General features: G+C 63.9%; 28 protein-coding genes and 1 pseudogene. 13 read left to right on the top strand and 16 right to left on the bottom strand.

The window, feature by feature from the left end:
- Window positions 1-72 precede the first annotated feature (72 nt).
- The gene (locus tag L1069_RS20630) at window positions 73-1,533 is read right to left on the bottom strand and encodes a cobyric acid synthase (RefSeq protein ID WP_237456891.1); all 1,461 of its coding nucleotides are present in this window, start codon (window positions 1,531-1,533) and stop codon (window positions 73-75) included.
- Window positions 1,534-1,731: 198 nt separating this feature from the next.
- Window positions 1,732-2,049 carry a DUF6280 family protein gene (locus L1069_RS20625; protein ID WP_008556013.1) on the bottom strand — a complete coding sequence of 106 codons (318 nt, stop codon included), beginning with the start codon at window positions 2,047-2,049 and terminating at the stop codon, window positions 1,732-1,734.
- A 219-nt stretch (window positions 2,050-2,268) separates the two neighbouring features.
- Here L1069_RS20625 and efp point away from each other — a divergent pair, with 219 nt between their 5' ends.
- Window positions 2,269-2,832, top strand: coding sequence for an elongation factor P (gene efp, locus L1069_RS20620; RefSeq protein WP_129370286.1), 564 nt, complete (start codon window positions 2,269-2,271; stop codon window positions 2,830-2,832).
- 132 nt (window positions 2,833-2,964) lie between these two features.
- Here the strand turns inward: efp and L1069_RS20615 are convergent, their stop codons facing one another.
- The 5 genes from L1069_RS20615 to L1069_RS20605 are packed head-to-tail and all read right to left on the bottom strand — an operon-like array spanning window position 2,965 to window position 4,911.
- A complete protein-coding gene (locus tag L1069_RS20615) occupies window positions 2,965-3,510 on the bottom strand; it encodes a hypothetical protein (RefSeq protein WP_237456890.1) in 546 nt (181 codons plus the stop codon).
- A 60-nt stretch (window positions 3,511-3,570) separates the two neighbouring features.
- On the bottom strand, window positions 3,571-3,762 hold the full coding sequence (locus tag L1069_RS24330) for a fructosamine kinase family protein (RefSeq protein WP_343328075.1): 192 nt from the start codon (window positions 3,760-3,762) through the stop codon (window positions 3,571-3,573).
- Between the two features lie 12 nt (window positions 3,763-3,774).
- Window positions 3,775-3,957, bottom strand: coding sequence for a hypothetical protein (locus tag L1069_RS24325; protein WP_343328076.1), 183 nt, complete (start codon window positions 3,955-3,957; stop codon window positions 3,775-3,777).
- The gene (locus L1069_RS24320; RefSeq protein ID WP_343328077.1) at window positions 3,908-4,147 is read right to left on the bottom strand and encodes a hypothetical protein; all 240 of its coding nucleotides are present in this window, start codon (window positions 4,145-4,147) and stop codon (window positions 3,908-3,910) included. Before L1069_RS24320 ends, L1069_RS24325 begins: the two co-directional genes overlap by 50 nt.
- Window positions 4,148-4,176: 29 nt before the next feature.
- Window positions 4,177-4,911, bottom strand: a complete 735-nt coding sequence (locus tag L1069_RS20605) for a folate-binding protein (RefSeq protein WP_237456889.1) — start codon at window positions 4,909-4,911, stop codon at window positions 4,177-4,179.
- Window positions 4,912-4,999: 88 nt separating this feature from the next.
- Between L1069_RS20605 and L1069_RS20600 the strand changes: the two genes are divergently transcribed.
- Window positions 5,000-5,680 carry a TIGR04283 family arsenosugar biosynthesis glycosyltransferase gene (locus tag L1069_RS20600; protein ID WP_237456888.1) on the top strand — a complete coding sequence of 227 codons (681 nt, stop codon included), beginning with the start codon at window positions 5,000-5,002 and terminating at the stop codon, window positions 5,678-5,680.
- Between the two features lie 129 nt (window positions 5,681-5,809).
- Here the strand turns inward: L1069_RS20600 and L1069_RS20595 are convergent, their stop codons facing one another.
- On the bottom strand, window positions 5,810-7,669 hold the full coding sequence (locus tag L1069_RS20595; RefSeq protein ID WP_237456887.1) for an ABC transporter ATP-binding protein: 1,860 nt from the start codon (window positions 7,667-7,669) through the stop codon (window positions 5,810-5,812).
- A gap of 197 nt (window positions 7,670-7,866) precedes the next feature.
- Between L1069_RS20595 and L1069_RS20590 the strand changes: the two are divergent.
- Window positions 7,867-8,514, top strand: a pseudogene (locus L1069_RS20590) (hypothetical protein).
- Between the two features lie 31 nt (window positions 8,515-8,545).
- On the opposite strand, the gene L1069_RS20585 reads toward L1069_RS20590, so the two are convergent.
- Complete coding sequence (locus tag L1069_RS20585) at window positions 8,546-8,740, bottom strand: histidinol phosphate aminotransferase (protein WP_129370291.1); 195 nt, start codon at window positions 8,738-8,740, stop codon at window positions 8,546-8,548.
- Window positions 8,741-8,830: 90 nt separating this feature from the next.
- A complete protein-coding gene (locus L1069_RS20580) occupies window positions 8,831-9,940 on the bottom strand; it encodes a pyridoxal phosphate-dependent aminotransferase (RefSeq protein ID WP_237456886.1) in 1,110 nt (369 codons plus the stop codon).
- Between the two features lie 94 nt (window positions 9,941-10,034).
- On the opposite strand from L1069_RS20580, the gene L1069_RS20575 reads away from it, so the two are divergent.
- From L1069_RS20575 to L1069_RS20560, 4 genes are all read left to right on the top strand, one after another.
- Window positions 10,035-11,099, top strand: coding sequence for an SMP-30/gluconolactonase/LRE family protein (locus tag L1069_RS20575; RefSeq protein ID WP_237456885.1), 1,065 nt, complete (start codon window positions 10,035-10,037; stop codon window positions 11,097-11,099).
- A gap of 77 nt (window positions 11,100-11,176) precedes the next feature.
- Window positions 11,177-11,962: a crotonase/enoyl-CoA hydratase family protein gene (locus L1069_RS20570; RefSeq protein ID WP_129370294.1), complete on the top strand. Its 786-nt coding sequence runs from the start codon at window positions 11,177-11,179 to the stop codon at window positions 11,960-11,962.
- 446 nt (window positions 11,963-12,408) lie between these two features.
- Window positions 12,409-12,606 carry a hypothetical protein gene (locus tag L1069_RS20565; protein WP_129370295.1) on the top strand — a complete coding sequence of 66 codons (198 nt, stop codon included), beginning with the start codon at window positions 12,409-12,411 and terminating at the stop codon, window positions 12,604-12,606.
- A 47-nt stretch (window positions 12,607-12,653) separates the two neighbouring features.
- Window positions 12,654-12,869 (top strand): hypothetical protein, encoded by a 216-nt coding sequence (locus L1069_RS20560; protein WP_129370296.1) that lies wholly within the window; start codon window positions 12,654-12,656, stop codon window positions 12,867-12,869.
- A gap of 140 nt (window positions 12,870-13,009) precedes the next feature.
- Here L1069_RS20560 and L1069_RS20555 read toward each other — a convergent pair whose 3' ends face one another.
- From L1069_RS20555 to L1069_RS20545, 3 genes are all read right to left on the bottom strand, one after another.
- Window positions 13,010-13,912: a fructose bisphosphate aldolase gene (locus L1069_RS20555; RefSeq protein ID WP_237456884.1), complete on the bottom strand. Its 903-nt coding sequence runs from the start codon at window positions 13,910-13,912 to the stop codon at window positions 13,010-13,012.
- Window positions 13,913-13,992: 80 nt separating this feature from the next.
- A complete protein-coding gene (locus L1069_RS20550; RefSeq protein WP_134830239.1) occupies window positions 13,993-14,325 on the bottom strand; it encodes a DUF1992 domain-containing protein in 333 nt (110 codons plus the stop codon).
- Between the two features lie 42 nt (window positions 14,326-14,367).
- A complete protein-coding gene (locus L1069_RS20545; RefSeq protein ID WP_237456883.1) occupies window positions 14,368-15,738 on the bottom strand; it encodes a PLP-dependent aminotransferase family protein in 1,371 nt (456 codons plus the stop codon).
- Between the two features lie 145 nt (window positions 15,739-15,883).
- Here L1069_RS20545 and L1069_RS20540 point away from each other — a divergent pair, with 145 nt between their 5' ends.
- Window positions 15,884-16,264, top strand: a complete 381-nt coding sequence (locus L1069_RS20540) for a DUF983 domain-containing protein (RefSeq protein ID WP_129370300.1) — start codon at window positions 15,884-15,886, stop codon at window positions 16,262-16,264.
- A gap of 174 nt (window positions 16,265-16,438) precedes the next feature.
- Here the strand turns inward: L1069_RS20540 and L1069_RS20535 are convergent, their stop codons facing one another.
- Window positions 16,439-18,082 (bottom strand): CTP synthase, encoded by a 1,644-nt coding sequence (locus L1069_RS20535; protein WP_237456882.1) that lies wholly within the window; start codon window positions 18,080-18,082, stop codon window positions 16,439-16,441.
- A 172-nt stretch (window positions 18,083-18,254) separates the two neighbouring features.
- Window positions 18,255-18,617 (bottom strand): preprotein translocase subunit SecG, encoded by a 363-nt coding sequence (gene secG, locus L1069_RS20530; RefSeq protein ID WP_237456881.1) that lies wholly within the window; start codon window positions 18,615-18,617, stop codon window positions 18,255-18,257.
- Between the two features lie 172 nt (window positions 18,618-18,789).
- Here secG and nthA point away from each other — a divergent pair, with 172 nt between their 5' ends.
- The 5 genes from nthA (at window position 18,790) to L1069_RS20505 (ending at window position 22,345) form a co-directional block, all read left to right on the top strand.
- Window positions 18,790-19,416, top strand: coding sequence for a nitrile hydratase subunit alpha (gene nthA, locus L1069_RS20525; protein ID WP_237456880.1), 627 nt, complete (start codon window positions 18,790-18,792; stop codon window positions 19,414-19,416).
- The gene (gene nthB / locus L1069_RS20520) at window positions 19,413-20,090 is read left to right on the top strand and encodes a nitrile hydratase subunit beta (RefSeq protein WP_237456879.1); all 678 of its coding nucleotides are present in this window, start codon (window positions 19,413-19,415) and stop codon (window positions 20,088-20,090) included. The genes nthA and nthB overlap by 4 nt, the downstream gene beginning before the upstream one ends.
- Entirely contained in the window at window positions 20,087-20,419 is a 333-nt protein-coding gene (locus L1069_RS20515; RefSeq protein ID WP_237456878.1) for a nitrile hydratase accessory protein, read from the top strand. The genes nthB and L1069_RS20515 overlap by 4 nt, the downstream gene beginning before the upstream one ends.
- A gap of 376 nt (window positions 20,420-20,795) precedes the next feature.
- Window positions 20,796-22,109, top strand: a complete 1,314-nt coding sequence (locus tag L1069_RS20510; protein ID WP_237456877.1) for an adenylosuccinate synthase — start codon at window positions 20,796-20,798, stop codon at window positions 22,107-22,109.
- Window positions 22,109-22,345, top strand: coding sequence for a DUF2842 domain-containing protein (locus tag L1069_RS20505; protein WP_129370307.1), 237 nt, complete (start codon window positions 22,109-22,111; stop codon window positions 22,343-22,345). Before L1069_RS20510 ends, L1069_RS20505 begins: the two co-directional genes overlap by 1 nt.
- A 156-nt stretch (window positions 22,346-22,501) precedes the next feature.
- On the opposite strand, the gene L1069_RS20500 is transcribed toward L1069_RS20505, so the two are convergent.
- Window positions 22,502-24,035 (bottom strand): chemotaxis protein CheA (locus L1069_RS20500; protein WP_237456876.1); only part of this gene is annotated, 1,534 nt, incomplete at its 5' end.

Genomic DNA, 24,035 nt, shown 5'->3' with positions numbered 1-24,035 from the left:
GACCGCAGACTGGTCTGGTCGTGGCCAGGGCAGGCTGCGGACGCGAGAGGGCTTGCCTTGCCCGAAGGAACCTTAGAACGTCACCGGCCGGGACAGCTCCAGCAACTGGTCCAGATCCATATAGCGTTCCAGATGGTCCGCCAGCGCATCAAGCGTCTCCTCGACACCGTCTTCATACCCCGTCTGGCTTTCATGCCCGAGTCCCGCCAGCACGCTGGCGCGGAAGGCATCCGAGGAAAACAGCCCGTGCAGATAAGACCCTTTCACCCGGCCATCGGCTGAGGCCGCGCCCTCGGCGCGCCCATCGATGCTCAGCCAGGCCCGATCGCAATCGGCACCAGCCGTGCGGCCCATGTGGATCTCATAACCGTTCACCGGCAGATTGCCGTCGCGGGTCACCGCCTCGGTCAGGGTGACACGCTTTTCGCCCGCCATCACCGTATGCACATCCAAAAGGCCCAGCCCGTCGACCTTGCCGGGGCGTCCGTCGACACCTTCGGGGTCGTCAACTGTCTTGCCCAGCATCTGATAGCCGCCGCACAAGCCCAGCACATGGCCGCCGCGGCGGTAATGCGCCTGGATGTCGATATCCCAGCCCTGGCGGCGCAGATAGGCCAGATCGCCAATGGTCGACTTGCTGCCCGGCAGGATTACCAGATCCGCATCGCCGGGCAGGGCGCGGCCCGGCGGCACGATCTCCACCGTCACCTCCGGCTCCGCTGCCAGCGGGTCCAGATCGTCGAAATTCGCCATCCGTTCCAGCTGCGGCACCACCACCTTGCAGGCGCCGCCCTGGCGCGAGGCGATGTCCATCATGTCCTCGGCCGGCAGTTTCCAGGCGTCCCAGAACCACGGCACCACGCCTAAGCTGGGCCAGCCGGTGCGCGCGGCAATATCGTCCCGGCCTGCATCAAACAGGCTGAGGTCGCCGCGGAACCGGTTCACCATGAACCCCACGACCCGCTCCAGATCATGGCGTTCAAGCACCGCGTGGGTGCCGACGATCTGCGCAATTACCCCGCCGCGGTGAATGTCGCCGGTAATCACCACCGGTACCTCTGCCGCACAGGCAAAGCCCATATTGGCAATGTCATTCTTGCGCAGGTTGGTTTCGGCAGGCGATCCCGCGCCCTCGATCAGCACCAGATCAGCGTCAGCGGCCAAGCGCCGGTAGCTTTCCAGCGCGGCCACCAAGAGGCCGGTTTTGTCGCGCAAGAAGGAACCCGCACCCTGGGTGCCGCGCCGCTTGCCCTGCACGATCACCTGGGCGCCGGTGTCGGTCTCGGGCTTCAGCAGAACCGGGTTCATGTCGGTATGGGGAGGTCGCTTTGCCGCGCGCGCTTGCAAGGCCTGCGCCCGACCGATCTCGCCGCCCTCGGGCGTCACCGCGGCGTTGTTCGACATGTTCTGCGGCTTGAACGGTGCCACTTTCAGCCCGCGCCGCACATAGGCGCGCGCCAGCCCCGCCACGATAAGCGACTTGCCGACATTGCTGCCGGTGCCCTGGATCATGATCGAACGCGCCCGTGTCATCCTGCTGCCATCTCCCTGCCTGCGCCCCTGTGTCAGGCGTCTGCATAGCAGCTTAGGCAGCGCCGTCTATGGGCGCTGTGCCGCAAGCGTCCCGCGGCAGCTGCCACGCGACAGCCTGACCCTGCGGAAACCTTGATGCGCAAAAGAAAAACGCGCCCCCAAAGGGCGCGCTTTTCGGCAATGCGGGGCAGAGGCCTTTTAGGCGGCTTCTGCCTGCGCAGCGTTGCGGCGTTCGCTTTCTTCACGCGACAGTGCAACCGAGGTCCGCACACCGCGGCCCACGAAGTCCATCAGGCCTTCCACAACCCGTTCGTTCGGGTCGATACCGGCGCAGGACAGTACTTCGCGGCCATCGCGCGAACGTGCCCAGCGGGCAATCTGTTCCGGGCCATTGCCGTATTTCTTGTCGTCGGCGATGGCATCATCCAGTGCGGCCAGGACAACGGCTGCAAACAGTTTGCGGGCGCGGTTGCCTTGCTCGTTATTATAAGCGGTGCCGTCTACGAAATCTCGCATCTCGTATCCCTTGTTGTTCTTGCTATTGCAATTTTCGGCGTAGCGCTGCTTATGGCGGAATTGTGACGATTCGGATAGAGCGCAGATGCATAGCTTTCATGCAAATTGCGCATACCTTATTCACACAGTCTCCATACCATATCCTTGTCTTGCCAGCGATCAGCCTGCCAGATATAGGGTCTTGCAAGTTTTCAACAACCATCTGAAAGGCATTTTCCCATGCCCAAGATCAACGGTAACGAAATCCGTCCCGGAAACGTCCTGGAACATAATGGCGGTTTGTGGGCAGCGGTGAAGGTCGATCACGTCAAGCCCGGCAAGGGCGGCGCCTTTGCCCAGGTCGAAATGCGCAACCTGCGCAACGGCTCCAAGCTGAACGAGCGCTTCCGCTCGGCGGACAAGGTCGAGAAGGTCCGGCTGGAACAGAAAGACCAGCAGTTCCTTTACGAGAGCGACGGCATGCTGGTGTTCATGGACACCGAGACGTACGAGCAGATCGAACTGCCGGCAGAGCTGTTGGGCGACCGCCGCCCGTTCCTGCAGGACGGCATGACCATTGTTGTGGAATTCCACGAAGCGGAGGCGCTGAACGCCACCGTGCCGCAGAAAGTGACCTGCCAGATCGTCGAGACCGAGCCGGTAGTCAAAGGCCAGACCGCGGCGAACTCCTTCAAGCCCGCGATTCTGGACAACGGCGTCAAGGTCATGGTGCCGCCCTTTGTCGGCCAGGACGAGATGATCGTGGTGAACACCGAGACCATGGAATATTCCGAACGCGCCTGATCCAGGCCGCGTCCCGGAAAAGCGAAGGCCGCCCTCCCTCGGGGGCGGCTTTTTCAGGTCTTCGGGCGGATCCCAAGACTTTTGCAAAAGTTCTCGAAAACTTTTGCGCCGCCGGCCGGCGGGACGGGAGTATCACTTAGCAGGCAGCGCTAGGTTGAAGCCGCATTCATCCATCATCCTGCCATAGGCCGCGGTAAATCCGCTCAACGACGCCTCATAGAACATGTTGTTCCCGGCCCAGATCTCTACCCAGCTTCCCTGTTTCATCGCTTGCAGCATCGGCAGGTGATCCTGAGACTGCAGCGCGCTTTCAGCTTCGGCCAGGCCTTCCTCGTTGATCCAGGAATTGATCCCGGCAGAAACTGAGAAGCTGCGGTCAAAGTCAAAGATGAAATCCACAGTGCCGCCCCGCTGCATCAGCGTCGGGTAATGGCGCGGCGCATATTCCTGCACCTTGGCCATCGGGTAAAAATCCGGCGGGCCGCCGTCGCCGGAAAACACCTCCAACGCCAGGATCGGGTCGCCATCGCCGCCGGTCCAGGCGCGGCAGGTCAGGTAGTTGTCCTGCTCGGTCTCATGCGGTTCAGTGGCGGCATGCCAGTCCTTGTAATTCCAGTAGTCTGCCAAAGCAGGGGAGGCCGCCAGCGCGGCCAGGCAAGCACCAAGGATCAGTCGCATCAAATACCCTTTCAGCAATCCTGACGGCGACCCTAACCCAATTAGGTGAACAGAGGCTTGTCAGACCCCCAGCGCGTCCAGCCGTGTCTCCACCATGCTGCGGTAACTGGCACCGAACAGCCGCAGATGCACCAGCGCAGGCCACAGCAGATAGATGGCCCGGCGCACCTCATGCCCCGGCTCCGGCGCGCCATAGCTTTCGTGAAACGCTTCAGGCCGTGCGCCGAACAGATGCAGCATCGCCAGATCCACGTCTCCATCCCCTTAGTAACACCCAGGGTCGATCAGATAGGCGGAGCTGCCGCGGAACAAAACATTGGCAGCCCGCAGATTGCCATGCAGCAGAGAGGTTGGCGGGGCAGCAGGCAGCGGATCCGGCAACCTGTCGCAAAGGGTCTTAAACCGCGATCGCGGATCCTGGGGCAGGGCGTCGGGAACGGCTAGCAGGCGGCGCTGCGCCCAGAACCTCCGGGGCAGGCGCGCCAGCGGCGTAAATGGCCGGCAGCATAGCCGCTTCCGCGGCAACCAGCGTCACGGTCTTGGCCACCACCCGGCGGCTATCCGTCAGCTCCAGCAGCTGCACCTCGGACAAATTACCGCCATGCAGCGGGCGGGCGCGTGCGACTTCAGCGCCCAATAGGGAAAGAAACGTTTCCTCCAGCCCGCTCAGACCTGCCAGGTGACACGCGCCTCTCCGGCCAGCATCCCCTCCTTGGCGCGGTCGAACCGCAGATAGGCAATGCCTTTGCCGCCGGACTGGGTGAACAGCCTGCCCACGGGTTTACCGCCCGAGGTGATCTCAGTGCCAACCGGCGCCGTGCCCTCAACCTCCACAGTCCGGAACCCCTTGCGCAGCTCGGTCTTGTGTTTCATCCGCGCGGTGACCTCCTGGCCCACATAGCAGCCCTTGCGGAAATCCACCCCGTTCAGCGCTTCAAACCCCGCCTCCAGAATATAGCTTTCCGGTCCCAGCTCGACGCTGGTCTCTGGGATACAATGGGCGACCCGGACCGCGTCCCAATCACTGCCGTCATCGCCGCCTTCAGCGCCATAGAGCCGCCAGCCCATATCCGCATGGCGCGGATCGGACAGCGCGCCCTCAGGCGCATCGCCGGTGCCGCGTTTCACCTGCAGATCCGTCAGTTCCACCTGCACGTCAGCGCGCAGCCGGTACATGTTCAGCCGCTTCAGCAGGCCTTCGGCCAGCGACGCCTCCACGTCCAAGAGCACCGCATCGCCATCGGCGGCCAGAAAGAAATCCGCCAGATATTTGCCCTGCGGCGTCAAGAGTGCTGCATAGACCAGCCCATCGTCCAGCCGGTCGACATTGTTGGTCACCAGCCCCTGCAAAAAACTGCGGGCGTCGGCACCACTCAGGCGCAGGATGCGGCGGTCGATCATTTCATGTCTCCGGTGTTTCTCAGAGGACGTTTCATAGTTCCGCCCAGTGATATAGGAAGCAGGGCGGAAGAAAACAGGAAAACCACCCATGCCCGCGCCGGTCAGCATCGTGATCCCCGCCTTGAACGCAAGCGAAGAGCTGCCTGCCACGCTTGAACATCTGATGGAGGGGCTGGCCGCGGGTCTGATCCGCGAGCTGGTGATAACGGATGGCGGCTCCGCCGACGCCACCCGCGCTATCGCTGAGGGTGCGGGCGCAGAATGGATCAGCGGTGCGCCGTCGCGCGGAGGCCAGCTGCGCCGGGGCTGTGCGGCGGCCAAGGGCGACTGGCTGTTGATACTGCACGCCGACACCCGACTGGAACCGGGCTGGGCCAAAGCCGTGGCGCAGCATCTGCAGACGGGGCAGGGCAGCCCCGCCTGTTTCCGCCTGCGCTTCCGGGCGCGTGGGCTGATGCCGGCCTGGGTCGCGGGCTGGGCCAACCTGCGGACGCGGCTGTTCAGGCTGCCCTATGGCGATCAGGGCCTGCTGATCCGGCGCGCGGCGTATGAGGCCGCAGGCGGCTATCCCGACCAGCCGCTGATGGAGGACGTGGCGTTGGTGCGCCGCCTGCAGGGCGTGACGATTCTGCCAAGCGCGGCGCTGACCAGCGCCGCGCGCTACCAGCGCGCGGGCTGGCTGCGGCGCGGAGCACGCAACCTGTGGACGCTGATGCGGTATTTTCTGGGGCGGGATACGGGAAAGCTGGCTGCTTCTTACCGGAAATAGAAGAGAGAGCAGGGGTCGTCCGCGGGCGGAAGCGAAACGCCCGCCGTTTTGCCGGAGGCAAACCTTTGGTTTGACCGGGGCGGACGGGCGTTGCCCGGCCTTTCGGCCGGGCGAAACATTCAAAGATACTCAACCGAACACCTTGCGCGAGAACCGGCGGAACCAGCGTTCCTTGCCGCTTGCGGCGCCACCCGGCACTTGCTCGGCTTGGGCGGCGATGCCGGCAGTATCCACCACTGTCTTGCCGTCCTGAAACTGCAGCCGGTACAGATCGGCATAGGTGCCGCCGCGCGCCAGCAGTTCTTCGTGGGTGCCCTGGTCCAGCACCCGGCCGCGGTCCATCACCACAATCTTATCTGCATTGCGGATGGTCGACAGCCGGTGTGCGATCACCAGCGTGGTGCGCCCGCCGGCCAGCTTGTCCAGCGCCTGCTGCACCACCTTCTCGGATTGCGCATCCAAGGCCGAGGTGGCCTCGTCCAGCAGCAGCACCGGCGTATTGCGCAGCAAGGCGCGGGCAATCACCACCCGCTGCCGCTGGCCGCCCGACAGGGCTGATCCGCGCGGCCCCACGCGGGTTTCCAGCCCATGCTCCAGCTTGGGCAGGAAATCCGCCACATGCGAGGCCTCCAGCGCCGCTTGCAGTTCCTCGTCGCTCACATCGGTGCGGCCCAGCACGATATTCTCAAGCAGGGTTTCGTCAAACAGCATCGCATCCTGCGTCACCACCGAAAACAGGCTGCGCAGATCTGCGGTGTTCAGACCGGTGACCTCAACCCCGCCCACGGTCACGGATCCCGCCTGCGGATCCACCATCCGGGTCAGCAGGTTGAAAATGGTCGATTTGCCAGCCCCCGAGGCCCCCACCAGCGCGGTGGTCTTGCCGGCTTCGGCCTCCATTGTCAGCCCGTGCAGGATCTGCGCGTCGCCGTAATTCAGCTCAACTCCGCTCAGGTTGATGGCGGGCAGACCTTGCGGCGCGGCCTGCGGATGTTCTGGCTCGCTCAGCAGGATCGGCGCATCCAGCAGCTCCTTGATCCGCTCCAGCGCTGCCGCCGCGCCCTGCCAGACACCGGAAATATTCGCCAGCCGCCGCATCGGTTCGAAACTCAGCCCGATCGAGGTGAAAAAGCTCATGAACTGGCCCACGGATTTTTCGCCGGCGATGATCTCGTTGCCGCCATACAGCAGCACCGCCATAAAACCGACACCGGCCATGATGTCGGTCATGCCCGAAATCGACGAAGTGCCAAAGGCGGCCTTCACTTCCGAGCGGACAAAGTCATCGGTGCGTTCGGAAAAACGGTGGACCTGATAATCTTCCAGACGGTTCAGCTTGACCGGCACGATGCCGTGAAAAATCTCGTCCAGCCGCGTTGCCAGATCAGCGCCCAGATCGCGCGCGCGCGACGCCTTCTTGCGCACATAACGCTGGATGGTCGAGATCGGCAGCAAGAGCACCGGCACCCCGACCAGCAGGATCAGCGTCCAGCGCCAGTCGATGCTGAAGGCAACACCCAGCACCGCCACCAGCGCCACCAGATCGCGCCCGGCGCCGGTGATCACCGCCTGCCAGACCGCGTTGATGGCATAGACATCCGACTGGATCCGCTGGATCAGCAGCCCCGGCGGGTGCTGCTGGTGAAACGCCGGATCCTGGCGGATCAGCCGCGCCAGCATATCCTTGCGCAGATGTGCGGCCGAGGTCTGCGAAACCTTGCTCAGCAGCACCTTCTGGGTGACGCTGGACACGCCGCGCAACGTGAAAATCGCCAGAAACGCCAGGCTGACCCAGACCAGCGCGTCTGAATTGCCCGCGACAAAGACCAGATCGAACATCGGCTGCATCATATAGCCAAGCGCGCCCATGGTGGCGCCTTCCAGCAGCATAAAGATCGCGGCAATGCCCAACAGGCCGATGTAATGGCGCAGATAACCGCGCCACAGCCAGCCGAACAGCTCGCGCGAGGATTTGTGAGGCTGGCTCATACGGGGAGGGTCCGGCAGGGAGTTCGGGTCATTTCGCGCCTTTTCTGACATGCCGCAACCATTTAAGCAGCTCGGCTGCAGGGCGCAAGCAATTCGCCGTGACGCTGCGGACTGTGGAATTGACCCTGCGGGATCGCCGGCTACTGCGCCGCAAAGGATCAACCGCGGTGCGCGAAGGCGTTTGCGCTGCAAGGAACATTGCCCATGAGCGGATCAGTGAACTATCAACAGGCCGGTCATACCTGGCCAGTCCGGGCCCACCGGTGGTGCCGGACCAGGTGCTGCAGGCAATGCACCGGTCTCTCCCAACATCTATGCCGGTGCTCTGGTCGAAATGACCGCCACCCTGATCCCGGATCTGCAGCGGATCGCCGGCACCCGGCATCAGGTTGCGATCTAAATCTCCAACGGCCACGGCGCCTGGGAGGCGGCACTGCAGAACACGCTGCAGCCGGGCGACCGGGTGCTGTTGCCTTCCTCGGGCCGGTCTGCGATCGGCTGGCCGGAAATGGCCGAAGGGCTGGGCATCGAGGCTGAGGTTCACGATTTCGGCAATCACGCGCCCTGGGACCTGGACCGGATTGCCGAACGGATCGCCACTGGGCACCGAACTGCGCATGTGGCTGGAACAGCACTTGGGCCTGACGCTGGCCATCGGCCTTGGTATGGCGGCGCCAAACAGCCCGGACTGGCACAGGTTTTTCCGGCTGGGCCATATGGGGCATGTGAACGGCCATATGGCGATGGGCCTGCTGGGCGGCATCGACACCGGTCTCAAGGCGCTGGGTATTCCGCACGGGCCGGGCGCGCTGGACGCGGCTGCAAAAGCCCTGGCCGCGCGCTAGCAGCCTGGCAGACACAAACGGTAGGTGCGGCTCACGCCTTCCGTGCATTCAGGCGGATATCCAGCCTGGTGATAAGATGGTTGATCAGCACCGCCAGCACCAGAACAGGCACCATTCCGTACATCACCCAGACCACAAAGAAGATCCACATCAGGTTGATCCCGGCAAAGGTGATTGCGGCAGTGAAGAAATCCGGCATGTTGGCCGGCAGTTCAGGGTCACGCATGACAATTCTCCCGGTTCTACTTCTAAATGGTAGTCCAGGAGTGGTGAATGTCCGGTAAAACTGCCGCGATCCGGGGAGCGCTGGCAAGTTTCAGCCACCCCGCGCCGCCGCCAGCGCCCGCGGCAGGGCCGCCGCAAAGGCGTCCAGCTCCGCTTCCGGCCCGCAGCTCACCCGGATGCAGCGGTTTTGCGGCGCGGCAAAGGGCATCCGCACAAAGATCCCCTGATCCACCAGACCATCCAGAACCGCCTTGGCAAACACCCCGTCGTGACCGCAGTCAATGGCCACGAAATTGGTGGCCGAGGGCAGGGCGCTCAGCCCGTTTTCTGCCGCGATCCCAGCAATCCGGTGCCGCGCGCCGCCGATTTGCGCCAGCACGCTCGCCAGCCAGTCCTGATCCTGCAAGGCCGCCAGCGCCCCCGCCTGCGCCGCCCGGTTCATGCCGAAATGATTGCGCACCTTATTGAAGGCAGCGATCAGATCCGGGTGGCCTATGGCATAGCCCACCCGTGCACCGGCCATGCCATAGGCCTTGGAGAACGTCCGCATCCGGATCACCCGCACATCATCGGCACTGACGGGCGCCGCGGTGCCTTCCGGCGCGCATTCCACATAAGCCTCGTCCAGCAGCAGCAGGCAGCCCGCGGGCAAATGGTCCAGCGCGGTGGCAATATCGGCGCCCTTGTGCCAGCTGCCCATCGGATTGTCCGGATTGGCAAGGTAGACGATCTTGGCATCCACCTCCGCCGCCCTGGCAAACAACGCCTCAAAATCCTCGCGGTCATTCTTGTAGGGCACCGTGTGGATCACCCCGCCAAACCCCGCCACATGGTAATTGAACGTCGGATAGGCCCCCAGCGAGGTCACAACCGCATCGCCCGGCCCGATCAGCAGCCGCACCAGATAACCCAGCAAACCGTCGATACCTTCGCCGACGATGATATGCTCAGGGCCCGCCCCGTGATACGCCGGCAGCGCCTGACGCAGATCATGGCTTTGCGCATCGCCGTATTTCCAGATCTCCGCCGCCGCTTTGGCCATTGCCTCAACCGCCTTGGGCGAGGGGCCGAATATGTTCTCATTCGCCCCCAGCCGTGCCGCAAAAGGCGCGCCGCGCTCACGCTCCTGCGTTTCGGGGCCGACAAACGGCACGGCGGCAGGCAGGGAAAGCGCAAGCGGGGTGTAGCGGGGACCAGTCATAGCCGCAGATAACCCCAAGCCCGCAAACGGGGCAAGGCTTGCGTCACCGTTCCCTGCCGCGCAGATTACACCCGGATTTCCAGAGGATTCTTTCATGCGCATTGTTCTGGCCTTGCTGGCCGCCGCCCTAGGCTACCTGTTGTTCTGGCCGGTGCCGGTGGACCCGGTCGCCTATGACCCGCCCGCCGCGCCAGGGTTTACCGGCGCCTACGCCGAAAACCGCGCCCTGGATGCGGCAGAGCTGATCACTCTGCCGGATGGCGAAGCAGGCCCCGAAGACCTGGCCGAACTCGCGGACGGTGCGGTCTACACCACCAGCCTTTCCGGCAATCTCTACCGCATCGACGGGGCGGAGCCGGTGCTGGCCGACCGTCTCGGCGGCCGCCCGCTGGGGTTGAAGGCCGGGCCGGACGGCGCGCTTTACATCGCTGACAGCTTCCGCGGCATCCTGCGCTGGTCCGGCCCCGGCACGCTCAAGGTGCTGGCAGACAGCATCAATGGCACGCCCATCCTTTACGCCAACCAGCTCGACGTGGCACAGGACGGCACCGTCTATTTCTCTAACTCCTCCGACCGGTTCGATCCGGAAACCATGGGCGGTACCAAACCCACCTCGATCCTCACCATCTGGGAACAGTCGGACAGCGGCTATGTCGCCCGCTTGGCGCCAGACGGCAGCGTAGAAAAGCTCGCCACAGGCTTCGTCTACACCAATGGCATTGCCCTGTCCCCGGACGAAGATTTCCTCCTGATCAACGAAACCGGCCGCGCCCGTATCCATCGGCTCTGGCTCACGGGGGACAGAGCGGGCCAGCAAGAGGTCTTCCTTGATAACCTCCCCGGCTATCCCGACAACCTTGAAGGCCAGGGCGACGGCACCTATTGGCTGGCCTTTGCCAGCCCTCGCCTGCCGTCGGAAATGCTGATGCCCTATCCGTTCTTGCGCAAAGTGATCTGGCGGCTGGGGCCGATTGTGCGCCCGGCGCCGGTGCATCGCGGCATGCTGATGCAGCTCGACGGGCAGGGCAAAACCTTACGCACGCTGCAGGACCCGGACGGGCGCCTTGGCGTCACCACCGGCGGCAAGCTGGCAGGCGGGCAGCTTTATGTGATGACACTCGACTCGCCCTGGTTCGCCCGTCTGCCGCTGCAACCCTGACCCTTCCCCCACGTTGGACTGGCATCCCATCCGCTGCCGGGGCAGGCTGGCGGCAAACCAGAAACGGGGAATACGTCATGGCCAGAGTCACCACCGGCTACAAGGACCACATCGCCTATGTCACGCTTGCCCGCCCGGACAAGCACAACGCCCTGGACGAGGAGATGATCGAGGCAATCATCGCCGCCGGGCAGGAGGTGGCGGAATCGGACGCCCGCGCTGTGGTGCTGGCAGGCAGCGGCAACAGCTTTTGCGCCGGCCTCGACATGGCCGCTCTGGCCGGATTTGCGCAGCGTGACCTCAGCACCCTGGTGATGGAGCGCACCCACCACGACGCCAACGCGTTCCAGGAGGTGGCGATGGTCTGGCGCCGGATGCCGGTGCCGGTGATCGCGGCCATTCACGGTGCCTGTTTCGGCGGCGGCTTGCAGATCGCGCTGGGTGCCGACATCCGCATTGCCCACCCCGAGGCGCAGCTGTCGGTGATGGAGATGAAATGGGGGCTGATCCCGGACATGGGCGGCATGGCGCTGCTGCCGCGGCTGCTGCGTTCGGACGTTTTGCGCCGGCTCACTTACACGGCTGAAAAAATCGCCGCGCCGCAGGCGCTGGACTGGGGGCTGGTGAGCGAACTGGCAGACAGCCCGCTTACCCGCGCCCAGGAACTGGCCACCGTCATTGCAGCAAAAAGCCCCTCCGCCATCCGCGCTGCCAAGCGCATGATCGCTTATGCCGAAAGCGGTGCCGCCCAGGCGGATGTGCTGCTGGCCGAAAGCGCCGGACAGCTGGACCTGATCGGCAAGCCGGATCAGATGGAGGCCGTCGCGGCGCAGCTGCAAAAGCGCCCGCCGGATTTCGGCTGAGCCCTGCCAGAGAGGCTTCTTCTCCGCCCCGTGCCGCCGCCCGCGTGGTGCTGAACCGGAATTCCAACAGCTTCTTCCGGCTGTGAAAATCCCCGCCGGAGGCAGCGTCCGGAACGGGCGCTTTGCCGCCGGCGGGTCTTTGAAAACTGCAACAGCGGTTTTTCGCCAATTTTTCCGAAAATCCGCCTATGCCAGCGGGAAACCGCCGCCCGCCGGCAGAAAAATGCCGCGCAAAATCAACAGAAACGCCCGTTAACCATTTGGCAATATTTGCGGGCGAATTCTGCCTTCATCAGGGCGCAAAACAGGCCAATCCATCAATTGGAAACCTGCCGCCGGAACGCTCGCACGGGCGCCGGATGGGTGTTTGCACCCTGATGAAATGCAGTAGAACCGGCTGGCGCAGGAAGTGCGCTGCAGCCGGGCTTCAGAAAGGAGTGAGGCTGATGCAACTGGTGCGTAAGAAGTGGTTTATTCTGTTCGAAAGCGGCGCCCTGCTGTCCCGGACCGGTGACCGGATCACCTATTTTTATGACGAGGCCCTGTGCTTTGGAAACCGCGAGGAGGCGCAGCGTTACCTGGCGGTCAATGAAAACAAGGTCAGCTGCACCGGCCTGCACCCGTCGCTGACCGAGGCAGCGTGAGCGGATGGCTCGCCGCCAGCCGCAGGCCCCCGGCGGCGGAGGCCGCAATGCCTAGCTCGGCCCGTTGGCTGCTCGCCTTCAGCGGGGTGATGATCTCGGCCTCGGCGCTGGTGTTCTGGGCCTGGCTCGGTGGCGCAGGCCAGCCGGCCGAGGATCAGCCGGGCTGGTTCACCCTGACTGCATTGCGGTTTTTCTGGCTGCCCTTCCTCAGCGGCGCCGGGCTGGTGCTGGCGGTCTGCTGCGCCGGGCGCACGGGTCTCTGACCTGCCGGCCCCGGTGATACCGGCCCAACGACGCGGGTCCAGTGATACCGGCCTTTGGGCCGCAGATCCTAAAAGCCGTCCATGAAAAAAGCCGCGCCCGGTGCAGGCGCGGCTTTCTATTCAACAGGTCTGCGCCCTGCTTACAGCGACGCGTCGTAGATTTTGGCGATATTTGCGCCCAATGCAGCGTCATATTCCGCATCGGTCATCGACACGCTCAGCCTCTCGGTCAGCGCGCGGCTGAAGGAGGCGATCATCTTGGCGTTCTGCGACAGGCGCGCACAGGCGTCATCGGTGGTATAGCCGCCCGACAGCGCCACAACCCGCACCACATTGGAGTGATCTGCCAGATCATCATAGAGGCCCGCCTTGGACGGGATGGTCAGCTTCAGCGCCACTTTGGTGCCTTCGGGCAGGGCGTCCAGTTGCGCCTTGATCTCTGCCTTCAGGACATCTTCGGCCTCGGCTTTGGTGGCCGAGTTGATGTCCACTTCCGGCTCGATGATCGGCACCAGGCCGGCGGCCACGATCTGCTGGCCTACTTCGAACTGCTGGGCGACAACCGCCTTGATGCCTGTCGCATTGGCTTCCTTGACGACCGAGCGCATCTTGGTGCCGAAGATGCCCTTCTCACCGGCGCGCGCCAGCAGGGCGTCCAACTCCGGCATCGGCTTCATCATCTGCACGCCATTGGCCTCATCGGCCAGGCCCTTGTCCACTTTCAGGAACGGCACCACGCCGCAGTTGCCCCACAGGAAGTCCGCGGTCGGCTTGCCGTCAATCTCGCCGTCCATGGTTTTCTCGAACAGGATCGCACCCAGGATACGCTCCTTGCCAAAGCTCGGCGAGGTGATGATGCGGGTGCGCATCTTGTGGATTTCGGCGAACATCTCGTCATCGCCGGAATAGGCGTCCTCGGTCACGCCATAAAGCGCCAGCGCCTTCGGGGTCGAGCCGCCGGATTGGTCCAGCGCGGCAATGAAGCCTTTGCCGGCTGCGATACGGTCGAGTTGTTCCTGATGAACGGAAGCGTCTTTGGCCATGATGCGTCACTCTTCTTGGGAATGGTCTGTCTTGGCGCTGTCTATACCGCGAATCTGCCGGGAAACAACGGGGTGTTGCGCTAACGGAAGAAGGATTTCCGCGCATCCCGCGCCATATTATAGCGCATTTCCAGATCCGAGATCCGCGCCATCGCCGCCTTGCGTGCCGCCGCATCCGTCAGAGCCGCATAACCCTTGCGGGCCGCGGCCAGCTGTTCTTTCAATGTGAATTCCTCCGGCACCACGCCGGCCTGCGCCATGATCCGCATTCCTGCCGCCAGGCCTGCATCCACATGCGCCTCGCCGCTGCGGTCGGGCAAGGGTTTGCCTTGGCCCGCCAGCCCCTGCAGCTGCCCTTCGGCCTGGGCCTTGGCCAGCTGCCGTTCAATCAGATTGCGGAATGCGCGGATCATGGGCGGCCTCGTGTTTTCTGCCGGTATCCTACCAGCCGCAGCTCAACCCAGCCAGTCCTTGCGGGTGACTGCGTCATTCAGCGCAATCAGATCCTCGTGCAATTCGCCCAATGCAATGGGGCCGCCCAGGCAGACCCTTACTGCTTCCTCGGGCAGGCCGGTCACGGTGAAAGCATCGCTTGGCATGATGCCGATCTGGCGGCCTGCCATGCGGCCCATTACCTCGGCCCGGCTGGTGCCGCGGGGCAGGGTAAGCCACAGGTTGAACGCCAGTGGATCCGCAATGGTAAAGCATTCCTGCAGCACCTCAGCCGCCAGCGCCTGCCGCACTGCTGCGGCCTTGCGCACGAAACCCTGGATTTCCGCCGCGGTGCCATCCTCAATCCAGCGGCCCAGAAGTGCCAGGTTCAGCGGCGACACCATCACATGCATCGACCGCATTGCTTGTGAGAACTGCCCCATCAGGCTGCGTTTGGGCACCGTGGTATAGGCCAGCCGCAACCCGGCGCCGAAACACTTGGACAGGCCCGCGATATGCCAACCCAGATCCGGGATCAGGCTGCTGATGGCGGCAGGAGCATCCTCGGCAACGAAGCAATAGGCGTCGTCTTCGATCAGCGGCAGATCATGTTTTTGCAGCACGGCCGCCACCTCCTGGCGCCGGTGGCTGGGCATGGTGCGGGTGGTCGGGTTCTGCAGCGTCGGGTTCAGGTACAGCGCTGCCGGCCAGTGGTCGGTGACCGCTTTTTCCAGCGCCTCCGGCAGGATGCCGTCACGGTCGCCGGCCAGACCGATCAGCCGGATCCCCAGCCGCGCCGCAATTGAGCGCAGCCCGGGATAGGTCACATCCTCGCACAACACGGTTGAACCCGGCTCGCACAGCACCGTCAGAATTGCATAAAGACTGGCATGAGAACCCGGCGTGACCGCCAGCCGCTCGGGTGCGCAGGGCAGGCCGTTTGCCTGCATCCAATCCGCCGCAATGGCCCGGTCCTGCGGGCTGCCGGTGACCGATTGATAGCGCAACAGCGGCAGCAGGTTGGCCGAGACATGCTCCAGCCCCTTTTGCATCCGCGCCAGCAAGGCCGGGTCATCCGGCTCCGGCGGCATGTTCATCATCGGGTCTTCTTCCAGAGCCCGGCGCGGATCGGGGCGTGCCGGCAGCGCGTCCGGCGCCTTCACAAAGGTGCCGCGGCCCACAAAGCTTTCGATATAGCCGCGCCGCACCGCCTCGGCATAGCCGCGCGACACGGTTGAGAAATCCACCCCCAGATCCTGCGCCACCCGCCGCTGCGGCGGCAGCCGGTCGCCGGGGGACAGCACGCCGGTGTCGATGTCGGATTTGATCGCCTCGGCCAGCTCCAGATAGCGGGGCTTTGCATTGGCCAGACGGGCCGGGGTCCACTGCTTCATCGGCGGAATCTCCTGGGGTGATTGTTCCATCATTGATTGGTTCAATGATTGACTGCGTCAATAAATGCAATATCGATGTTTGCAAATTGATTGCAATCAATCCCGGAATCGCAGTATCAGGCCGCAAACCCCAAGGAGACGTGCGATGACTGGGATGGATGTTTTGCAACAGGACCAGCGGGAGATGAAACCCGCCTTGCTGAAGGGGCTGCGGCTGCGCTGCCCGAACTGCGGCGAGGGCAAGCTCTTGCACAGTTATCTCAAGGTGAACGACAGCTGCAGCGAATGCGGCCAGGAGCTGCACCATCAGCGCGCTGATGACGGGCCGGCCTATCTGACCATTCTGGTGGTTGGCCACATTCTCGGCTTTGCGCTGCACATTGTTTATACCCAGTTGCGTCCGGATCCCTGGACCTTGGCGATCATCATGTCGGTGATCACGGTGGGGGCCTCGCTGGTGATGCTGCCGCGGATGAAGGGGCTGGTAGTGGCTTATCAATGGGCCAAGCGGATGCACGGGTTCTGAACCCGGCCAGAAACCAACCTGAAACCAACCAGTTAAAATGCAAAAGGCGGGCCATTGGCCCGCCTTTTTCCGGTTTCTCCCTGCGCCGCGCAGCGGCGCAGGGCCCAACGGGTGCGGCTCATGTGCCGTGAGCCAGGCAGCGGGCGGGAGAACACCCGCCTGCCGCACAACAGCTCAGACCAGACGCGAGGTGTCTTTGGCTGCGCGGACGAAATCGTCAAACAGCGGGTGCGGCGCAAAGGGTTTGGATTTCAGCTCCGGGTGGAACTGCACGCCGATGAACCACGGGTGGTCCTTCCATTCCACGATCTCCGGCAGGCGGCCGTCGGGCGACATGCCCGAGAAGTTCAGCCCGCATTCTTCCAGCTTTTCGCGGTATTTGATGTCCACCTCATAGCGGTGGCGGTGGCGTTCCTCGATGTGGGTGCTGCCATAGGCGGCGGCGACCTTGGAACCTTCGGTCAGCGCCGCGTCATAGGCGCCCAGGCGCATGGTGCCGCCCTTGTCGTCATCCGCCTTGCGGCTGATCTTGTGGTTGCCCTGCACCCATTCCTTCAGGTGATAGACCACCGGTTCAAACCGTTTCTTGCCGGCCTCATGGTCGAACTCTTCCGAACCCGCCGCGGTGATGCCCGCCACATTGCGCGCAGCTTCGATCACCGCCATCTGCATGCCGAGGCAGATGCCCAGGTAGGGGACGTCGTTTTCGCGCGCATATTGCGCCGCCTTGATCTTGCCCTCGGTGCCGCGCTCGCCAAAGCCGCCGGGGACCAGGATCGCGTGGTAGCCCTGCAGATAGGGGGCGGCGTCTTCCTTGTCGAACAGCTCGGCGTCGACCCATTCGATCTTCACCTTCACCCGGTTCGACATGCCGCCGTGGGTCAGCGCCTCGGCGATGGATTTATAGGCGTCTTCCAGCTGGGTGTATTTGCCGACAATGGCCACCTTCACTTCGCCTTCGGGGTTATAGATGCGGTCGGCCACATCTTCCCAGCGGGCCAGGTTCGGTTTCGGAGCAGGGGAGATGCCGAATGCATCCAGAACCGCCTGATCCATGCCTTCGCGGTGATAGGCCAGCGGTGCCTCGTAAATGGATTTCAGATCCTGCGCAGCAATCACCGAATCCGGGCGCACGTTGCAGAACAGCGCCAGCTTCTCGCGCTCTTTCTTCGGTATCGGGCCTTCAGAGCGGCAAACCAGGATGTCCGGCGCCAGGCCGATCGAGCGCAGCTCCTTGACCGAGTGCTGGGTCGGTTTGGTCTTCAGCTCGCCGCTGGCCTTGATATAGGGCAGCAGGGTCAAATGCATAAACAGGCACTGGCCGCGCGGCTTGTCCTGGGCGAACTGGCGGATCGCTTCAAAGAACGGCAGTCCTTCGATGTCGCCGACGGTGCCGCCGATTTCACAGAGCATGAAGTCGACTTCATCCTCGCCGATCGAGATGAAATCCTTGATCTCGTTGGTGACGTGGGGAATGACCTGAATGGTCTTGCCCAGGTAATCGCCGCGGCGCTCTTTCTCCAGCACGTTGGTGTAGATCCGCCCCGAGGAGATCGAGTCGGTCTTGCGCGCGGGCACCCCGGTGAACCGCTCGTAATGGCCCAGGTCCAGGTCGGTCTCGGCGCCATCGTCGGTGACAAAGACTTCGCCGTGTTCAAACGGGCTCATGGTGCCCGGATCGACGTTCAGATAGGGGTCCAGCTTGCGCAGGCGGACCGAGTAGCCCCGCGCCTGCAGAAGGGCGCCAAGCGCAGCCGAAGCCAGGCCTTTGCCCAAGGATGAAACAACACCGCCGGTGATGAAGATAAAACGCGCCATATGTAATCGGCTGCCCCCGTGAGAAGTCAGATTTCAGCTGCCCGGCGGTGATTGGAATCACCCCAAAAACCGCAGCATCACGGGACTTCATATATAAAGGATTCGCGCAAACAACGCAAGGGAACCGCAAGATGCTGTTGCGGTTCCTAAAACCCTCTCAAGGTGTAGTGTGTCAGTCTGCGCTGGGAACCAGCGGAGCGTTGTCGCCCTCAGAAGGCGGCAGAAGATCGCTGCCCAACGGGGCTGCCGGAGCATCGCCCTGGTCTTCGGCCTGCGGCACGGCCAGACGGTCGGTGACCGAGGCGCCTGCGGATTTCTGCGCGGCCATGATGGTCAGGGTGATCGAGGTGCAGATAAAGGCGATGGCCAGGATCCAGGTCAGCCGGCTAAGCGCTGTAGCTGCCGCGCGGCCGGAGACAGCACCGCCGCCGCCGCCGCCCATGCCAAGGCCGCCGCCTTCGGAGCGCTGCAGCAGAACAACTGCAATCAGGCCGAGAGCCAAAAGAAGATGGATGATGAGAACAACGTTTTCCATGGGCCCCTGCGGCGGTTGGCTGAGTATCGGGCGGTAAATAGGCAAGATTGACCGGGGGGGCAAGGGCGGAGTTGCAGCCCCTGCCGCGAACCGTCCCGGACGTCACGCAACATGAATGTTTGCATCATGAAACATGACTGGACAGACCTCCTGCAGCGGCGCAGCATGGGGTATGCCTCATGATCACCCCGACCACCCGCATGCCCTTTTGCCGCCTGACCCTGCTTTGCGGGTCAAGGCGCTGGAATCGATTCTCATTCAGAAGGGGCTGATTGATCCCGCCGCGCTGGAGGAGATCATTGATACCTATCAAAACAGGATCGGCCCGCAGAACGGCGCCCTTGTGGTGGCGCGCGCCTGGAGCGATCCGGAGTTCAAGGCAGCACTGCTGGCGGATGCTGATCCGGTGCTGGCGGACCTTGGGTTTTATGGCCGCCAGGGCGAGCATATGGTGGTGGTGGAGAATACGGCCCTGCAGCACAATATGGTCGTTTGTACGCTGTGCAGCTGCTACCCGTGGCCTTTGCTGGGTATGCCGCCGGGCTGGTATAAGTCCGACGCCTATCGCGCCCGCGCGGTGCGCGAACCGCGGAAAGTTCTGGCGGATTTCGGCGTGGCCCTGCCTGAGGGGACCGCGGTGCGGGTCTGGGATTCGACGGCTGAGGTCCGCTATCTGGTGCTGCCGATGCGGCCTGAAGGCACTGAGGGTTTGAGCGCAGAGGATCTGGCGGCGCTGGTGACCCGCGACAGCATGATCGGCACCGGCCTGGCACGGCAGCCGGGGGAGGCGCCGGCATGACCCGGGTGCATGACATGGGCGGGCGATTCGGTGACGGACCGGTAGTGCCGGAAGCCGAGGACGCGACGGTTTTTGCCGAGGACTGGCATGCCCGCGCCCTGGCGGTGACGTTGGCCTGCGGCGCGCTGGGGCAGTGGAATATCGACACCTCCCGCCATGCGCGGGAGAAGCTGCCGCCGAAGGATTACACGCGGTTTTCCTATTACGAGAAATGGATCTCGGCGCTGGCGGATCTGCTGGTGGAGAAAGGCGTGCTGACGCGCGAAGACCTGCAGGGCCAGGGTGCTGCCGGACTGCATGCGCTGGCAGAGCGGGCGCTGAAGGCGGATGCGGTGGCAGGGGCCTTGGCCAAGGGCGGTCCAGCCACCCGTGAGGGCGGGCCGAAGCCGCGGTTTCATCCGGGGCAGGCGGTGCGGGTGCGAATCCCTGCTGACAACGCGCTGGTCGATGGCGGCCACACGCGGCTGCCGCAATATGCCGCAGGGGCGCATGGCTATGTCCTGCGGTTGCATGGCACCCATGTGCTGCCGGACAGCAACGCGCATGGATTGGGCGAAGCACCGGAGCCGCTGTATGCGGTGCGGTTTTCGGCGCGCATATTGTGGGCGCATCCCGAACATCCCGAGGACGAGGTGGTGCTGGACCTGTGGCAAAGCTATCTGGAGCCACTATGAGCGGGTGTTCTGAGGTGGCCGCGCCGGAGCCGGTCTTTGCCGAGCCTTGGCATGCGCAGGTCTTTGCACTGACGGTGCATCTGAACGAAGCCGGGCGGTTTACCTGGGGCGTGTGGGTCGAGCGGTTCTCGGCCACTTTGCGACGCCACGGCCTTAGCCGTGAGCTGGATGGCGGTGAGGATTATTTTCGCGCCTGGCTGGAGACACTGGAGATGTTCCTGGCCGAGGAGGGGGCGGCATCGCGCGCGGAGGCCGAGGTGATGCGCAGCCGCTGGGAAGCGGCCTATCTGGCGACTCCGCATGGGGAACCGGTGCGGCTAAGCGATTGACCGCGCAGCAGGTTCGGCCGCCAGGACCGTCCGACCGGCCGGGCGGTTCAGGTTTCTTCTTTCGCTGGTCTGAGCGCTGATCCGGTTAAGGATGGCGGCGCTGCCGGACAGTGCCCGTCCGTCCCATCGGGCGGGCTCTTTTGACAGGTAAGCCCGCCAACTGAACTCTTGCAGATCCGGCACGATAAACTGCCTTTCAGGTCTGTTCCGCCGCCAGCCCGCGGACGGGCTCTGCCCGGCTGAGAACGGGTTTTGCGGCGGAGAGAGGGCCGCGCACCGTGAATTAGCGTCTGACTGCGGCGAATTTGCGGTTCCCCTGCCGGCGCAGCATCGCTATATGAGCGTGGGTTTGAACCAAGACTGTAAAGGACCGGATATGGCCAATGTCGTCGTAGTCGGCGCCCAGTGGGGCGACGAAGGGAAAGGCAAGATCGTGGATTGGCTGAGCGAGCGTGCAGACGTGATCGCGCGCTTCCAGGGCGGCCATAACGCCGGCCATACGCTGGTCATTGACGGCAAGGTTTACAAGCTGCACGCGCTGCCTTCGGGCGTGGTGCGCGGCGGCAAGCTGTCGGTCATTGGCAACGGTGTGGTGCTGGATCCCTGGCACCTGATGAAAGAGATCGCCACGGTCCAGGCGCAGGGTGTTGAGATCACCCCGGAAACGCTGATGGTCGCGGAAAACACGCCGCTGATCCTGCCGCTGCATGGCGAATTGGACCGGGCGCGTGAAGAGGCGGCCTCGAAAGGCACCAAGATCGGCACCACCGGCCGCGGTATTGGCCCGTGTTACGAAGATAAAGTGGGCCGACGGGCGATCCGCGTCGCCGATCTGGCGGATGAGGCGACACTGATCGCCCGCGTTGACCGTGCGCTGCAGCATCATGATCCGCTGCGCAAGGGGCTGGGTGTTGACGCAGTTGACCGCGACGCGCTGATTGAACAGCTGAAAGAGATCGCACCGAAGATCCTGCCCTATGCGGCGCCGGTCTGGAAGGTGCTGAACGAGAAGCGCAAGTCGGGCAAGCGGATCCTTTTTGAAGGCGCGCAGGGTGCGTTGCTGGACATTGATTTCGGCACCTATCCGTTTGTGACCTCGTCGAATGTGATTGCAGGCCAGGCGGCAACTGGTGTGGGCATCGGCCCCGGCTCGATCGATTATGTGCTGGGCATTGTGAAGGCCTATACCACACGGGTTGGCGAAGGCCCGTTCCCGACTGAGCTGTTGCAGGCCGATGGCACGCCGGATGCGGACGGCCAGCGTCTGGGTGAGCGCGGCCATGAGTTCGGCACCACCACCGGCCGCCAACGCCGTTGCGGCTGGTTTGATGCCTGTCTGGTGCGCCAGACCTGCGCCACCTCCGGCATCAACGGTATTTCGCTGACCAAGCTGGATGTGCTGGACGGGTTCGAGACCCTGAAGATCTGTGTGGGCTATGATCTGGACGGCGAGCGCCTGGATTACTTGCCGACGGCTGCCGACAGCCAGGCCCGCTGCACGCCGGTTTACGAGGAAATGCCGGGCTGGAGCGAAAGCACCGAAGGCGCGCGCAGCTGGAATGACCTGCCGGCCAATGCGATCAAATATGTGAAACGGGTGGAAGAGCTGATTGACTGCCCGGTGGCATTGCTGTCCACCAGCCCGGAGCGGGACGACACCATTCTGGTGACCGATCCCTTTGCCGACTGATGGCTGAGGAAAAAGGCCTGAGCTATAAGGCCCGGCGGCGCTGGGCACTGGTGATCCTGCTGGTCGGGATGCCGGTTTACATCGTGGCTGCTGTCACGGTGATGAATATGCTGGACCGGCCGCCGTTGTGGCTGGAGCTGCTGATTTATGTGGCGCTGGGGGTTGTCTGGGTGCTGCCGTTTAAGTTTGTGTTCCGCGGTGTCGGCAAGGAAGATCCGGGCGCGGAACAGGAATAAGGTGAGGGGCAGGCTTGAAAGAAGAGGGGCGCTGCCCCTCTGCGCCTGTGGCGCATTCACCCCGGAGTATTTCGGCAAAGATGAAGCAGGATCTGGTTCGGAAAATGAAAAGGCGGCCCGCAATGGCCGCCTTTTTTGGTCCGGTCGCCGGGGCGTTCAGCCTGCGGCGCGTTTGCCGGGCTTGAAGCCGATGTCGCCGGAGGCGGTGAACTGGCCGCTGCCGGAGCGTTCGATCTTGCCGTCGCGCAAGAGCTGGCCGAAAGAACGCAGCCCGTCTTCGCGGTTGAAGTCACTGCTGCCGGCGCTGCGCACCTTGTTCATCAGTTGCGGGCGCGAGAAGTGGTCGCGGCCTTCGACAAAGCTCATGTAGGCGGCGGCCGCTTCCAGCAGCTCATGCAGTTCGGCGGCGCCGCGTTCGGCGGCGTAGGAGGCAAAACCGCTGCTGCCTTCGGTTTCGTCGCCCAGAACCGCAGCCGAGACCCGGCGCGGGCGCACCGGCTGCTGCGGTGTGCTGCCTTCGTTAATGCGCTGTTCAGCCACCAGTTTCAGCGGGGCCGGGCGGGAGGCCGGGCCGGACGGACGTTCCGAGGCGTTCGGGCGGGACTCCGGGCGGCGCGGGCGGACCACGCTGGCCAGGTCTTCGCGGTAAGGCTTGGCGCCATCGCTGCCGGTGGTGCCGGCGGCAGAGCCTTCGGCCTTGGTGGCGGCGACAGCGGCGCGCAGCTGGCTGTAAGCCTCGCGGGAAGAGGCGGTGTCAGGGTCCTCGAGTTTTTCGTCGGCGGCGGCCATCAGCCGGGAGACATCGCTGTCCGCCAGGCTGGCTGCTGCGGATTGGGCCGTGGACTGGGCCGTGGACAGGGCCGGAGAATCCCCGGCGTCCTGATCTTCGGACGCGGCCAGGATCTCGGCCTCCACCTCAGCCAGTTCGCGCATCAGGTCGGCTTCGTCTTCCTGTGACAGCGGCGGCTGCCCGGGCGCGGGATCTTCGCTGGCTTTGGATTCCTCCAGCCGGCCGGACGCGACGGCCTTGTCAAAGTCGGCGCGTTTCACCTTGGTGATGCGCACCCGCGCCGGACGGGCGGGGGCAGGTTTGGCAGCGGCAGCTTCGTCTTCGGCGTTGCCGGCCAGGAGGTTTTCGGCGCCGTGGCTGTCTGTGGTTTCGCTGGCGTCCGCAGCAGCCGGCGCCTTGTCTTTATCCTGCAGGCCGGCAAACAGGCTGTCGCTGTCTTGTGCCGGGGCATCGCTTGCAGAGGCGGCCCCGGTGTTCAGGTCCAGGCGGTCCAGTGCCTTGGCGATTGCATCGTTGTCTTCATCATCAAAGCCCTGTGCGCCGTCGGCGTCATCTTCCAGCAGCGCGTTGGAGATGTCCTCGGCGGCGCTTTCCAGAACGTCGTCGGCATGCTCGTCTTCGGTGAAGTCTTCGTCCGGGGTCTGTGCCACCACAGCACGGATGCGCTGCAGTTTGGCGGCGATACTGTCTGCGGCCGGCACGGTGTCTTCGCCGACGTCTTTTCCGGTGCGCGGGGCGGCTTCGGCCTTTGCTTCCTTGGGGGGGGTAACCTCATCGGCAGCGGCTTCATTGACTTCGAGCAGTTCGACTTCGGGGGTGCTGTCCTCTGCGGCCTGCGCATTTTCGCTTGCGGTTTCCAGCACAGCGGCGATGGTTTCTTCGGCTTCGGCTTCGGCTTCG

The organism is Leisingera sp. MMG026 (genome assembly GCF_021654205.1).
Classification (GTDB): Bacteria; Pseudomonadota; Alphaproteobacteria; order Rhodobacterales; family Rhodobacteraceae; genus Leisingera.
The sequence above is the reverse complement of the archived record's forward strand: the minus strand, read 5'-3'. Positions and strand labels throughout refer to the sequence as shown.